11 protein-coding genes are annotated in these 14,752 nt (G+C 31.6%); 5 read left to right on the forward strand and 6 right to left on the reverse strand.

Going from position 1 to position 14,752, the window contains the following annotated elements:
- The first annotated feature begins 31 nt into the window (after nt 1-31).
- Entirely contained in the window at nt 32-1,246 is a 1,215-nt protein-coding gene (locus H3T83_RS01810) for an MFS transporter (protein WP_198214912.1), read from the forward strand.
- 59 nt (nt 1,247-1,305) lie between these two features.
- Complete coding sequence (locus H3T83_RS01815) at nt 1,306-1,554, forward strand: ATP-binding cassette domain-containing protein (protein WP_198214913.1); 249 nt, start codon at nt 1,306-1,308, stop codon at nt 1,552-1,554.
- A gap of 404 nt (nt 1,555-1,958) precedes the next feature.
- On the opposite strand, the gene H3T83_RS01820 is transcribed toward H3T83_RS01815, so the two are convergent.
- The 5 genes from H3T83_RS01820 to H3T83_RS01840 form a co-directional block, all read right to left on the reverse strand.
- Nucleotides 1,959-2,420 (reverse strand): Mov34/MPN/PAD-1 family protein, encoded by a 462-nt coding sequence (locus tag H3T83_RS01820; protein ID WP_110453156.1) that lies wholly within the window; start codon nt 2,418-2,420, stop codon nt 1,959-1,961.
- Nucleotides 2,408-4,120: a ThiF family adenylyltransferase gene (locus H3T83_RS01825; protein ID WP_110453157.1), complete on the reverse strand. Its 1,713-nt coding sequence runs from the start codon at nt 4,118-4,120 to the stop codon at nt 2,408-2,410. Before H3T83_RS01825 ends, H3T83_RS01820 begins: the two co-directional genes overlap by 13 nt.
- Nucleotides 4,120-5,352, reverse strand: coding sequence for a cyclic GMP-AMP synthase DncV-like nucleotidyltransferase (locus tag H3T83_RS01830; protein WP_110453158.1), 1,233 nt, complete (start codon nt 5,350-5,352; stop codon nt 4,120-4,122). The genes H3T83_RS01825 and H3T83_RS01830 overlap by 1 nt, the downstream gene beginning before the upstream one ends.
- A complete protein-coding gene (locus H3T83_RS01835) occupies nt 5,352-6,383 on the reverse strand; it encodes a CBASS cGAMP-activated phospholipase (protein WP_110453159.1) in 1,032 nt (343 codons plus the stop codon). Before H3T83_RS01835 ends, H3T83_RS01830 begins: the two co-directional genes overlap by 1 nt.
- Nucleotides 6,384-7,131: 748 nt before the next feature.
- Entirely contained in the window at nt 7,132-7,725 is a 594-nt protein-coding gene (locus H3T83_RS01840) for a hypothetical protein (protein ID WP_198214914.1), read from the reverse strand.
- Nucleotides 7,726-8,073: 348 nt separating this feature from the next.
- Here H3T83_RS01840 and H3T83_RS11485 point away from each other — a divergent pair, with 348 nt between their 5' ends.
- Together H3T83_RS11485 and H3T83_RS01850 are read left to right on the forward strand one after the other, a co-directional pair.
- Nucleotides 8,074-9,429 (forward strand): SWIM zinc finger family protein, encoded by a 1,356-nt coding sequence (locus H3T83_RS11485; RefSeq protein ID WP_198214915.1) that lies wholly within the window; start codon nt 8,074-8,076, stop codon nt 9,427-9,429.
- A complete protein-coding gene (locus tag H3T83_RS01850) occupies nt 9,419-12,733 on the forward strand; it encodes a hypothetical protein (RefSeq protein WP_198214916.1) in 3,315 nt (1,104 codons plus the stop codon). Before H3T83_RS11485 ends, H3T83_RS01850 begins: the two co-directional genes overlap by 11 nt.
- A 752-nt stretch (nt 12,734-13,485) precedes the next feature.
- On the opposite strand, the gene H3T83_RS01855 is transcribed toward H3T83_RS01850, so the two are convergent.
- The gene (locus H3T83_RS01855) at nt 13,486-14,304 is read right to left on the reverse strand and encodes a helix-turn-helix domain-containing protein (RefSeq protein WP_034902177.1); all 819 of its coding nucleotides are present in this window, start codon (nt 14,302-14,304) and stop codon (nt 13,486-13,488) included.
- 222 nt (nt 14,305-14,526) lie between these two features.
- On the opposite strand from H3T83_RS01855, the gene H3T83_RS01860 reads away from it, so the two are divergent.
- Nucleotides 14,527-14,730: a hypothetical protein gene (locus tag H3T83_RS01860; protein ID WP_198214917.1), complete on the forward strand. Its 204-nt coding sequence runs from the start codon at nt 14,527-14,529 to the stop codon at nt 14,728-14,730.
- Nucleotides 14,731-14,752 lie beyond the last annotated feature (22 nt).

Raw genomic sequence — 14,752 nt, forward strand, 5'->3', positions numbered from 1 at the left:
AAAATAGGTACTGCAAAAGGAAAATTAGTAAATGAATGACAAAGCAACAATTAAATTACCTAACAATGTATGGTTATTATTTGTAAGTCTTTATATTACAGAATATGTTGGTATTGGCTTTTTGACTATCGCCTTAGCTTTAATCCTAAGAAAAGATGGCATGGAGTTAGACCAGTTAAGTCTTATTCCTTTAATGATGTTACCAATTGGTTTAAAAATTTTATGGGCACCTGTTATTGATAAATATTTAAAAAGACGGATATCTCATTATCGCAATTGGTTATTTATCTCTTTAACGCTAATGTTAGTATGCTTAATATTTATAGCTTTTTTAGATCCTATACAACAGTTTTATATCATTTTACCCATCATTTTTATTTTTTCGACCATGACTGCAACTCAAGAATTAGCCATATCAGGATTAGCCTGTAATATTTTTTTAGCTCAGCAACGTTATCTAATTTCAAGTATCAAAACCAGTGGTTCTATGATAGGGAATATTTTAGGCGGCGGAGTAATTTTACTACTTTATGCCTATATTGGTTGGATGGGTTGTTTATTATTAATTGCTATTTTAATTGGATTTACATTAATTCAACTTTTCTTTTTTGAAGAGTACCGTTACTGTCAAAATAAGCCAACATATGAAAATATGGATCCTAAATATTGGAAAGATCTGATTATCATCTGGAAAGGTAGAATTAATTGGTTAATTATTTTGATACTTATGCCGTTTAGTTTCCTACCGGCTTATAATCTATTATCACCAATACTTGTCGATGATGGTTGGGCATTATCAGATATTGCTATTTTATTAAAAGTATTTGGATCTATTGTTAGCTTAGTGGCGGTTATATTAGTTGCAAAAATCCTCAAGCGATTATCTAGGAAACAAAGTTTAACCTATTCATTACTTTTTCAGGCGTTTGCTTTACTTGCATTCATCCCGATCTCGTTAGGTTATGTTAATATTTTTAATGTCTATTTAGCCTGTTTTCTTTACTTCTTTAGTTTACCTTTAATGTCTATTGCGATTACTGCCATCATAATGGACAACTCAGATAGTTCACAGGCACGTTCTACTGCCTGTAATGCTCAATCGGCACCAAGTTTTATATGTGGATTTATCGTGATATCACTGAGTTATTATCTTGCACAAAAATTTGGTTATTTTCCAGTTGTAATCGGCTCAATAGTATTGGCATTTTTAAATGCATTCTATGCAAGCCGAACAATGGGAAAATAGGATCAGAATAGGTAGATAGGATAACTTTATAGTGTAATTGGATGGATAATTAAATTAGTATGCTTATTGCTCAAGATATTGAATACCAAATTCAAGATACCCTTGTTGTTAATCATGTAACGACTCAATTTCAACCTGGGCTTGTCTATGGTATTGTTGGTCATAACGGCTCTGGCAAATCGACATTTATTAAATTATTAGCCAAGCAAATTGCCGCAACATCTGGTGTTATCACATTAGATGAAAAAGAACTCACTCACTATTCACATAAACAGCTTGCGAGAATACTAAGTTATTTACTGAAATGAAAGTCATAATGATATTTAATTTATTGAAATTATATTTTTATCAGCAATAAAGTAGTCTTTTCTAATTGTTTTATTCATTTGTAGTAAATAAAAAATATTATGGAAAAATTATTTTTTTTATCAAAGGTTCTTTTCCCGAATTTGAAAGGAGAATAAAATTGACTATTGCAAATGAGTATAAACAAGGTAACAGTGAGTAAACTGTAGGAAAATGTAATATCCATTAAATATTTTTATCTATGAGATTAAATTTTGATACAGATAACTGAAAGTCAGGAACGTTATTTATTACTAAAAAGGTATTGTATCTCTAAATAATAAACTTTTTAGTATTTATAAGAACGAAGTTAAGGATAAAGGAAATAAAAAAACATTCAAGTTTAATGAGGAAAAATAAATTTTAGTTAGTATATCAAATAATTATTCAATTTGTTAATTGTATGACCATTCCAATAACCTAACCAAATATCAGTAATTCCTTGTATGATTAAAATCATATTTCTATTTGGTAAACAATTTTTCCATAAGGAAATATCTAGAGTTGATGGAGAGGGAATATTTTCCGGATGTGTATGCCATTCACCTATCCATACTTGTGTTTTGCCTGAATTAGCCCAACATTTTTGTACATAATTATTATGGTGAGGACTACATCTATTGAAGAAAGTTCTTTTTTGTACATCTGGCTTTCTAGGCGTAGTTAAATCAAAAATATACATATGTTTTTCTCTATATTGACCAATAAGAACTCCTCCGGACTCGGGAATATTTATCTTATTTTGTTTTTTTGTAGCAATGATATCGAGTACTGATTGCTCAATCAAAACAATTTTATTCTTATCTAATTTATAAGCTATTTTTGACATATAGGGCAGTTTTTTGAGAATGTCAATTTTTTAGCTTTATATTGTCTTACATCAGTAGTCAAACTTTGTTGGCAAAAATTTGAACTATCCTTGTTTATTACAGAAAGAGTCATTGTTTGTATCATTCCTGCTAGAGTTAAACTAGGTTGGCTATTGAAAGGCATATATGTTTTGCCACATTTCCTTTTAAATTTTAGATTATGTTCAGGTATATTATTTTTTCCAAATAGAGGAAACCGTTCTTTTCTTTCTTGATTTTGGTAAGTAAATAGACATCCATAACAGCCACCTTCTTTATTATCTTTTAATATTCTGACAGCTTTACCATAAGCATCTATCCATCCATGAATAATACTGCAAGGATAGTTTATTCGATCTGTTCTAAACCAGTACGCCAATAACAAAGAAAATGTTTCATCGCCTGTTACATCAATAATTATATCCCATTTTTTAGTCATATCATTTTTAGTAAATTTAGCTGGATGATGATATATTTCAATAGAGAAACCTTGTTCTTCTAAATAATGTTTTAATGCTTTTGATTTTATTTCTTTTAGATATTTAACTCCAAGAATATGACGACCTAAATTTCCTGATGTAAGAATATCATCATCAAATAAGTGTAAACTTCCATTACCACTACCGGCACCACATTGTATTAATGAATGAGCAGAGTAGCCGCCAATAGTACCACATCCAATGAGAGCTATTTTTTTATTTTTTAAAGAAATATCATCTAGTGAATTTCGTTGAAATAGAAAGTCAGGGGAAACATCAGCTACTTCTACTCTAGTGAATTTCTCAATAAAATACATTCCAGATAATACATTAATAACATTCTGTAATTTAAAAAGAGGTTGCCCTTTTTGTTTCCTTTTCCTTTTTATCCTTTCAAACATTTTTTTTGCGGCATTGGATAATAAGATTTTTATGCCGATACTCTCATTGTCTTTACGTAAGACAATAAAAATATCATGTTGTTTTTTTATATTATTAGCTATTTTATGAATCAAATTTTGTAAAGCATTGCGATCTATTGTATCCAACCAATGCAAAAAATCTTTAAAAGATTGAGGTGGCCATATTGTCTCATAAGGAACATATAAACTCTTTCGTATATAAACTATTATGGCTAGATAATCTTTTAATATTGATTTGGCTCCTCGAAACTTTGCCCATTGTTGAGCTTCTGTAATATCTTTAGCTATCACTGTTTCTAAAATTTCGTTACCATCTAAATTTGTTCTTTTATAGTTAGCGGCTATTCCAATAGGGTCATCAGTCATAATAAAAGAAAAATTTTCATGTTCCCAGTATGATGAAAACTCTGCTTCAATTTCTTCTTTATAATCTCCGGAAACCCAAAGTCCAATAATACGTTCTATTAATTGAATACAAGTAGCTATTGCTCTTTTTGCATCTATAGGATTTAAATTGGTTGTTTCAGGATCTAAATAGCAAATAGATTTATTGGCATTAAGATGGGGGAGCCTAATTTTTTTTAAATGTTCAGGTAAAGCCAAAAGATATGCCTCGGGTAATTGCGACATATCTGTATGAATATTACTGAAACCAATTCTAAAAATACCGAGTTTAGTGTCAAATTCACGCCAATAACTAACTTCATATTTAGGTGGTTTTCGCTCAGCTTTAAAATTATATGCTAAAAATGTCTGGCGAATTTCACTTGTAAAACTCATTATCCAGCCTTTATGTTAGGCACGATTTCTTGTGCTTGAGGAATTGCAGGTTTTAATAGTACAGAATGAACGGGTTCCTCTGATATTAAATCTATCCTATTAGGAAGCCTATCACCAAAAATATCTCTTAAATATTTTATAACGGTTTCTTTTCTATCCGCAGTTAGTAAACTTAGTTTAACTAGTCTAGCAAACTCTTCAGACTTATCAATTATTTTCTTGATTTCCTCTTCACTCATTTGTTTTCTAGGGAATAAAGGCGCTTCTTCTTTGTCAACAGGGCTATCAACGCGGCTTCTTAATTGGTCATGTAAATTTTGTGCGCAGAAAAAAAATGCTTCACTATCATTTTTAAATTCATGAGCTGTGTTATCAAATGTATTAACAGCACAAGCCATTAAAGTAATTGACGATGGCCCACCATTTTTAAATACATGATCTCTCCATGCTTTTAAATATCTACATGTACGACGTAAAATCTCTCCATGTTCATAGACAGCTTTTTGAAACCAAATACTAATTTGTGAAGGGTCTGATTTAACCCAATGTTCTTCGTTTCTCATAGCTAAGTAAACCTCATCTTTGTCAAGATATTTTTTAGATATTTCTTTATAATAATCAATTGATTCTAATACGATTCCAGACTCGTTAATTTCATTTAAGATAGCTTGATACTTTTCTCTGGGGATAGCATACAGAGGGACATCAATATGCATATCTTTTCTTATTACTAATCTTGAACAAGTTGGTTTGTCACCAATAAATCTCCAATCATTTTTTTTAGCTAACTGATTTAATGTATTATCAATGATAATAAAAAATAGATTTTTACCAATGATAGGTCCATCTCTCATCATATCTATTGGTAAATAAACTCCATCATCAAGATCTATTTGTTGTGGTGGTTGATGACAAGGAGTATTCATTGTTTTATATACAAAGGATCCTTGACTCAAAAATTTGGGTTGAACTTTTTTAAGAGCTTCTTTTTGATCTGTTTGTAATTTACGAATTGCTTCTATATAACAATATGGAATACTTTCCTCATTTATAAGCCACTTTCCTAAATGATCTTGATTTAATGCGTTAGATATTAAATCAAATGTTTGTTTTATCGAATCCCTAATTAGTTTTCTGGCTTGCTTGAGATATTTAGTGTCATTTGAATTTGGGGTTATCTTTGGGATAAATCCTTCCGAAGATTTTAACAGCTCTGTTGCATTAAATTTCATTACATTGTACCTTTATAAAAATTAGTTTCTGTTTTTGGATAATTATAAAAAAAAGCCATAACATTTTGATCTCCTAATGCTGATTGACCTTTATCGTAACCACGTCCTTTAAGCATTTGTGCCGCTTTATCATTTGCATTATCTAAAGTAATACTATTACTTTGATTAGGTGTGTTATGATCATCTAACTCCACAAATCTTTCCTTTAATAAATGTTTAGTTACAAAGTTATGCAAACTTTCATTTGTACTCAAAGTTAAATTTACGAGTTTACTACCCATTCCCCATCCAGTTAGATATCCCCATTTAGATGACAAAAAACGATCTGAATTTAAAGTCTCTTGAACTCCCATTGTTCCAATTGATAATAAATAAATATTTTCTTTTTGAACATCTAAAAAATTAGTGGCTTCATGATAAGCGATAAAAGAAGGGCTATTCGCAATTAATCCACCATCAACCATTACACAATTATTAAGTAAATGCGGATTAAAATAAGTTGGAGCAGCACTTGTTGCCATTCCAACATCTACTAGTGATAGTTGTTGATCAGTAACAAACTGGGTACAATGTGGTGTTTTGTATACTTTAGGTAAACCTGTTGTTGCATTTACAGACGGAATTACAACTTTCACATTTAAATCTTTAATTATTTTATCTCCAAAAGTATCCATTAAAACTTTTTTTAATGGTTCTGATTGATACAAAGAACAAAAGGCTAGCTTAAGATAATTTAGAAAACTTCCCAAAAAAGGAATATTTTTAATATTATTTTGAGGAAATATTTCAAGGCGGTGTTTATCTATGATTTTTTGTAATTCTCTTGCATTAATTCCAGAAGCAAGGCCAAGTGCAAGAATACCACCTATAGAAGTACCACTAATAAGATCAAAATGTCGAGCTATATTATAGTTATCATCATTATTTTTCTTCGATAAGATGTGTTCAATAGTTGCTAAAACAGAAATCGTATATAGTCCTCTGATACCACCGCCAGACAAAGATAAAATTTGAAACCGTTCTTCTTTCATTTATATATTTCCTTTATTTAACCCAATATATGGGATATTTTTTATTTTTTATTACTATATGTGGTATTTTACATGGTTTCATTTATATGTGAAAATATTTCGTTAGTTTTAACTAAATTTTCAACAATTTTGCATATAAATAGCTGGCTTAGAAAATTTCAAAATTTATGAAGATGTTTCTATATTATTTGAAAAACCGTCAAACCATGAATTTACAGAAAATAAAATCATGACCATTTAAGTATTTGTAATTAAGCTTACAAAATATTATATATGTTGAATTAGCTAGTGAAACTCTGGCTGGCAAAAAAGTGCAAAGCAATGCTCTGACAGAATTAATATTGATAATATTGAATATTAAAAATTATATTGACAGATTAGTTAATTCAAAATGGTATAATGAAGATAGATTGACAAAACTACTTTTTATATTCATTTGTTTTTGAATTGTTTATAAAGACAATGTAGAAACGAAGAAAAAATGAAGGCTGAGTGATTTTTTATATAACACATTAATTTTTTGTTTTTTTATTTTAAAAAATCCCAATAAAATATCATTATATGTTTGTATACAAACTTATTACTAGCTAAAGTAATATAGTACTTAATAAAAGTCAAACATTAAGCATAATAAATTATCTGTTTACTAACTATTTTAACTTTTCTTTTGAGGGAATTAATTGTCTTATTAAAGATTATCTCCTTGTTGATACATTTGAACAGTTTAAAATGAAATTATCTTTCTATATTATGGTTTGACTTTTGGTCCATAGCCCCAATCTAGAATGTATGGTTTATAATTAATATCTTGTTCATTATACTTTATAGAAGAGTCCATACCTTCCTCTTCATCTTCCTCTGACGGAATTTTACCAACAAAATCATTCAAATCACCTACTTTAGGTATTGTAGAAAATTCTTCAATAGTGACTAATTTATCATTTTTGACGTAAGTGATCTTCCAAATGTAATTTGTAGGATCTTCACCATGATAGAAAGTATCAGCAAATTTTTCTACCGGGGTTAATAATGTAGGTAATTCACCACATAGATCAGTTTCGTCGACACAAAACTCAACTAAAACTACACGATAAATATTGTTACCGACGATATATCTCGCAACCGCTTCTCTGGAATAATCGTTTTTATCAGAATAATTATTAACAATAAATACAAAGCGACCATCATCAATATCTGCTGAGTAAGTTAAATATTCTATTCCATCATTTAAAACTTCCTTCTGTTTTTTAAATATGGATATGTTTTCAGTAGTTGGGTTGGCAAATAATGGGGTGGCAAACAACAAAGATAATATAGTGATTTTTTTTAATAGTTCTTTCATGTGTTCTATTCCTATATTTTTATATGCAACAAATAATCTAAGTATGCATTTCAGTAAAGATCGTTGTTTATTGCATTTTAATTTGGTTATTGTACAAATATTTGGCGTTCAATATTGCCAATAAAATTGGTAAATAAGAGTTAAAAATAGATATTTTTCATAAAAATTCTAATATAAATAATCTTCTAATAAATAGATGCTAAAAGCAATGTTTCCCTTTAAAAAAACTCACTTTTTTGTTGGTTTTTGATAAACTAATTATCAATAAACTATATAATCGTAACAGATATCATATGTAGCATTGGTTCTATTTTAGTATTTGTTTAAATTTTTTATTTAGGAAAAACCGTGCGAGCTTTTTTTCAGCAATCAAATTTTACTGATGGAGCACTAGCTTTAGCGCTTTCGCCTGCTTTGACGCCAACCGGTATTGTTCATCACCCGGTATTTTTTTCTGGTTTTTCGCTTTACCCGCAAATTATTGCAAGAGGATTGCTTGTATTAGCAGACATTACCTCTACGAACTATTTCCAGTATAAGCCTGAGTTTCAAAAAGATCCGGTACTTTCAGCGCAAGGTGATCGTGTAAGAGCAGAGTGTTTTTCTGCCTGTAATGGGGTATATGCACGTTTAGATTTATTAAGAGACGGCCTTGATGGAGAGATTCATCGAGGTACTACTAATGTTGATATTGGTATTGGTTTAAGACAAGCGCTTGCTAAGGTTAATAGTAAAGACAGACTTCATTTAAATATAGGTGATCGAGGGTTAGCAACACGGCATATAGAGGATAAAGTAAATCATCTCAATGGGTTAGCAAAAATCATATTACAACGGCCAGTTCAAATGCCTAATCGATGGATAAGAGCTTTAGGCAATATCGCTGAAATTCATAAAAACATGAAGCCAGTTTTTACAATAAAAGGAACTCAAGCACAAATGTTTGTGAGTACTCTACCTAATGTAACGAGTAAAAATCGATCTGGTTGGCTTGTATTATCGCGTTCAGGTATTAAATTAATGTCTAGAAGCGATACGCATAGTGTTTATATATCTGGCTTGCATCGTCTCAATGCACTTAAGCGCCTAATAACTAATATTAAAAGTTTAACCTTTTACTGTTTGCAAAATAACGAGCAGGGGCCATGCATGATTGAAGTAAGCCTTTTGGGTGCTCGTTTAACACTTAGCTTAACAGCTGAAGCATGGCAAGGATATTCTGGTGAAGGAGCATTGTTAACCTCTTTAGTTTCATCAGCAGAACAAAAAGATTCAAAAATAGTGAATGATCTTTTACAGTTTGATGCGCTTATTAATAAAGAACAATTGTCAAATGCTTCAGCATTAGAGGCTTATCGTATTGAGCGCGCACTTGCTTATCTTGCCGTTTCTGGAAAACTTGGGTTTGATGCATATGAAGGTTCTTATTTTCATCGCGAGTTACCAGAAGATCCGAACCGAGTTTTAAAAGATAACCCACGGCTTATTGGTGCGCATAAATTAGTTGATCGGATCGAAAAAATTGATGAGATGACATGGATAGTCAATTCTACAGATGATAGTTATCGTGTGTCTATTCCTATAAATCAACTGAATTGCAATCCACAATGTACATGTACTTGGTATCTTAAAAATCAACAGAAAAAAGGCCCTTGTAAGCACGTTTTAGCTGTACAAATCAAGGAAGGTATTTATGAACTCTAAGCTTGAAGAAGCCGTCGCTATTTTTAACTCTTTGGGATGGGAAAAAGTAACTATAGATACCATATTACAGCAACCACTAGGAACAAAAGAACAACAAAAAATAGCGCTGAATGGTCTAAAAAATGGAGACTGGGAGCGTCTTATTAAAAGAGAGGCAAACAGCGATTACAGCAATGAAGGATATATTGAATGCAATCTCAAACATATCACATTGTATGCCATTAGGATTGGCGTTTCTATCACCCGTGCTCTAGAGTTTGCTTATTTTGCTGATAGGCCCTTATTACTGCCTATTATTAAGGATAAAGGTGAAAAATATGCGACTAACTTTATCAGCAAAGCTTGCGTATCCAGAAGAAGAGTATTTGAACACTCTTCAAGTGTATTTGGTGATATTGCCGTTCAACTTGTTGATCAGTTAAATTTAGCTATTCCTGAAAGCTACGAATATATGAAAGATTGGGCTGTTTATGCTGCTTTGTCTATGGGATTACCTGCTGAAGACTATTCTAGAGCAGTATCGACTCAAGAGTTACCAACACAAGAACAAATAAAACGCAGATTTTCTGAGCATATTAAAATAGGGATTGCCGTCAATGTACCTGCAACTGGACCATTCTTTTCTGTATTTATCGAAGGTGTTAAACAAGGTTGGCTCTCAAAACACGATGCAATAGAGTTTATCTTTTTTGCGTTAGATATTGCCAGTCGACCTGGGGATAGAAAGGTTTGGATTAGTGCAATAGAGGGGTTGGGGATAAGTACTACAACGTTATGTGAAAGAACAGCTGTTTTGATTCCTTTACTTGCCAAAGGTGAATCAGATGTAATTGCAAAAATTGCGCCTATATTGATAAAGAATGTTGATGATGAACTTTTAAATGAGGTAATGATAGCTTCATTCTCAGCAAAGGTTAAATCAACAAAACAGTTAGTTTTAAAAACAGCAATGACAAGAAAAGCCGCTAGTGATGTAGCGCAACTCACACCATGGCTGGCGATATGGTGTGACGATAAAGATAAATCTATTGCAAAGCTAGCTCGTCAATTGGCTTACCATTGGCAACTCAATTATGCACAAATTGAAGAAAGTCATACACAGGACATTAAATATCTTTGGCAAAAAACACCATCTTTGTGGACATGTCCTCAATTTGATTGGGGAGAAGTTACACCTCAAGCACTAACAGAGCTTGCCAGTGAACTGGTTAGTCGAAGAGAGTTTGTTTGTGATACTGTTGCTGAAAGATTTTTAGCTGTTGCAAATAAGATCGCTTATAACGATCCTCAATCGGCTAGAACAAGTTTGACGGGGGTGAAACCAACATCTGTTGATGTACTACTTAATTTGATTGCTTGTTGGGTGAAAGGAATTGAACCTGAAGGCTATTGGGGAGCAGATCAGAAAGATATGGTACATGAAGTACTGCATGCTCGTAATTATGTAGTGTGCAAAAATTTAGATCAATTGCCTTGTATTTTATCAACTCCCAGTAAGAATGACCTTTCAATTACAGTAGATGATCTTTGTAAACGACTAGAAAAATACCAGAAAAATAATATTGATGCACTTGAAGCGGATATATTTTTAGCTTTAACTCGTTTGGATACCAAAACACAAAGTAGTAAAAATTTAAACTTATTAAAAACGTTAAATGTTGATGTCATTTTACAATCAGGTAAAAAAATGCCTGTTAACGCTGGTAACATAGTTTTAGCTTATCTTGATTGCCCTGTAAAAGAAGTTTTATTAGATTATAATGAGGAATATTTTTGGGATATAAAAATTCCAACCACTCCATCATTACAATATTTCCCTAAACGATTTGATTCTTTAGGTGATTTGACTAATGCGTTTTCAGTGTTTCCGCTCTGGGGTGATGCTGCTATACGACTGAGTGTTTCTTGTTTCAATGAAACGGAACATGTCAAGGGTCTCATTTTTAGACAAATTGCTAGGAGGCAAATACCGTTAACTGCTGGCGCGGCAATGAATTTTCTTGCAGCACAGCGTTCAGCATCATCTCGTGCTATAGCTGATATAGCCTTAGCCGTGAATGAGGCATGGGAAAGAGGCTTACTTATCCCAGGAATTGCTGATGTTTTCTTGCTAGATTGGGCAAATAGAACCCCTTCTAAATTAGTGAGCTTAGTTGCAACGCTGTCAAATATTGCTCAGCAAGGGCTTTTATCCGTTGTATGGCCAATTTTAGATGAATTAATTTTAGCATCTGTACATGCACCGAGATTACTAGTGGGAACTGATGAAATTGTAAATGCTATGGCAGAATTTTTACCCGAAGTTCAGTTTGCAGTTACCAATGGACTCGCGTCGCCAAACCAACTGGACCTTTTAGGTTTGAGAGCTTTAGCTGAAAAAACAGGTAGTTCACGAGCAATCAGTGTAGCAAAATATATTATTACCCAATTACCAGACATTAAGTCTGTTAAATCAAAAAATTCTGATGAAGTTAATATAACTGATTTTGATAAAATTTGGCCTAAAAAAGAAAGAAACATTCCGGTACTTGATGATGGCGCTATTATCTCAATTGATTTATTTGAGCAAAGCAAATCTAATTCCGCTTTCATTTTTACATTGAAACTACCAGATATTAATGACCGTGTTTTTCATATAGTAAAAACAAATTGGTTTTTTGATTTAGAAATAGAAGGGCAATGTCAAGCATATCCGGCTCCCATGGAACATCCTAAATTTACAACAGATAGCCAGAAAAGTGTTTATTTGCATTGGGATAATGATAAAAAAGCCTTACTGGTGAGCAAATATCGAAATTGGTTAAAAAATGAAGATGGCCCATTGTCTAGTACAGAAATACCAGCATTATCGAATACTTTATTAATAATTGTTATTGGACTTCTCGCTCAAGATGGCGAGGGTGCCTATTTTGCTGAAAATTATGTTTTAACGAGTCGCATTGATGAAGAAACTGTTCGTAGAGCAATTTTACTATTTTTAAAAAATCCCATTGTAAGTCCTGCAAAACTTATTAGGTCACTAGAAAAAGAAATTAAATTTTTACCGTTACTTTGGCCTATCTTAATTGAATGTGTTCGTTTTGTTGGTAATCTCGTTAGCCGAGGAGAAAAAATACCAGTCTGGACAAATCGTATTTTAGATATATCGTTACAGTATGCCGCTTATTTGAAAGAAGCTGCATTGCGTGGTTACATCAAAGATGCTAAATGGGAAGGTCTGCACGAAATAGCTTCATCAAAATTAAAGTCAACAGCGGTGGCGAAAGCAAAACAGTTGCAAGAGGCTTTGAATATTAACCTTTAATCAAAGATTGTTACAGCACTATTAAATCTATATTTATATACTTATTTATAGTGCATTATCAATTTTAATGCCTAAGTAGGATGTTATACTTTTGTAGTAGTATGCCTATTTAGGTAATAGTTTTAGTTAAAATGAGCCTTAAGCATAGCTAATTCCTTTATCCATAATCATCCAAACGAGAGTGCTTTATTAATCCCCAAATATTAATTTGATGGTATACACTCCTTAATTATTTTTACAAATAAATGGTGAAGTGATACTACAGGAAAGAAAGATAACTAACACTACAATAAAAATGACTTATCCTGAAATCAGTTATTTCTTTACCAAAAAATTCCAGATAGAATACTTGCAAATATATATTTTTTATATAGTTATATTCTCGGTTCAACGTATATTGATTAAATTTAATTTTTTATCATAATAACGATGTGTATGAGGAATAGGTGTTCCTCTAGTTTTGTACTCAATATGAAAATGTAACATACTATCTTCAATATTTATCAAGTGTATTTTTTCCATATTCGGATGCATTGTTAATTGTTTACATAATGCTTCAAAAGAGCAATTAGTCATTTTATCTAATCTGCAAAGTATTAACTCAGTCTTAATTCATCAAGGTATAAGTGCTTGCGAACGCTTGATACAACTCAATGGTATTGCGATTAATCAAATACAATCTTTGGTCAATATTTCTGAAACGAAGAATCTTATATTCAGTTAGTAGTATATAAACGATAATACAGTGTATTTTAGGTATGTAATGCCTGAAATACGCTGTACAAACAGTAATGTTTTCCGCATATAGTGTCTTTATTATCAATTATTAAAGCTCGTTTGAGTTGTGATGGTCTCAGCCCCAAACTAGATAAACATGTTCTACTAAAATGAGCCGAATCAGAAAATCCCATATCATTGGCTAATTTTGTCAGCGTTGTATGGGAGTCGAGTGTATCAATTACATCCTGCAATCTTTTCCACAATAGGTAACCCCTGAAATTAATACCCAACTCAGAACGAAAAAGATGAAGAAAGCGACTTTCAGAAAGGTGTATTTTTTCGGCGATTTCCCTCGATGAAATTTGCTTTATGGGTAATGATGAAATAATAGAGATTGCTTTATTAATGCGGTTATCTTGATCACATGAACAATTAGGATCTGACTCACATAATAACTTATAGACGTGATAAAGCTCAAATGGTTGGCTTATAGTAACAGACTTCATAAAATAACTGGCAATTTTTAATGCTTCTTCTTTAGTAAGAAAATAAACAGGATTAGTTTCAGTAAAATGCGATAATAAGTGATAATAGGGATCTTCTGGGTCAATAAGCAAATTAATACAACAGACATCTGGTGCGCGCAGTTTATGGGGAACATTTGATTGAATAATAAAACCAAACACCTCTTTTTTTTCATCTGGTGTTTCTAGCTCAAAAGACATATTGTGCAATGATATTGTCAATTGAAGAGAAGGGTGACGATGCCAATCCGTCGTGATATTGTTTATGAAAAGCAATGTAGATAAATTTTGTCGGTGCACTTTAACTAACAAATCATTGTCTAACATGATATTTTATCCTTGCTAAATAAACATCCTTGTCATTAAAAACAGTAACATAAACCATATTTAAAGACTATATATATACGTAATTCGATTAACTTTAACTAACTAAAGGATAACACACATCATATATAAAGTTAATCAAGAACAATACAAACGTATTTTTGGCTATTTTAAACCTATCACCAAAAACTTTATTATAGGATCGCAAAATATTTCGCAATCTTTTTGCCATTTTCAGTAGATAATTTTAATATTAATAATTTTGATGATTTACCATTAAAATTAAAAAAAGATATTCAATACATTCCAGTAAGGAGAAAAATAGAGTTCTTAGCTGGTAGAGTGTTTTCTGCTATGGCATTAGAAAACTTATTGCGTGAGGGAGAATATTACTGGAGACTAAAAAGTTCCAACGGAGCCATTTTATGACCTAAAAACATAGCTGGTTCAA

Source organism: Gilliamella sp. M0320 (assembly GCF_016101635.1).
Lineage (GTDB): Bacteria > Pseudomonadota > Gammaproteobacteria > Enterobacterales > Orbaceae > Gilliamella > Gilliamella apis.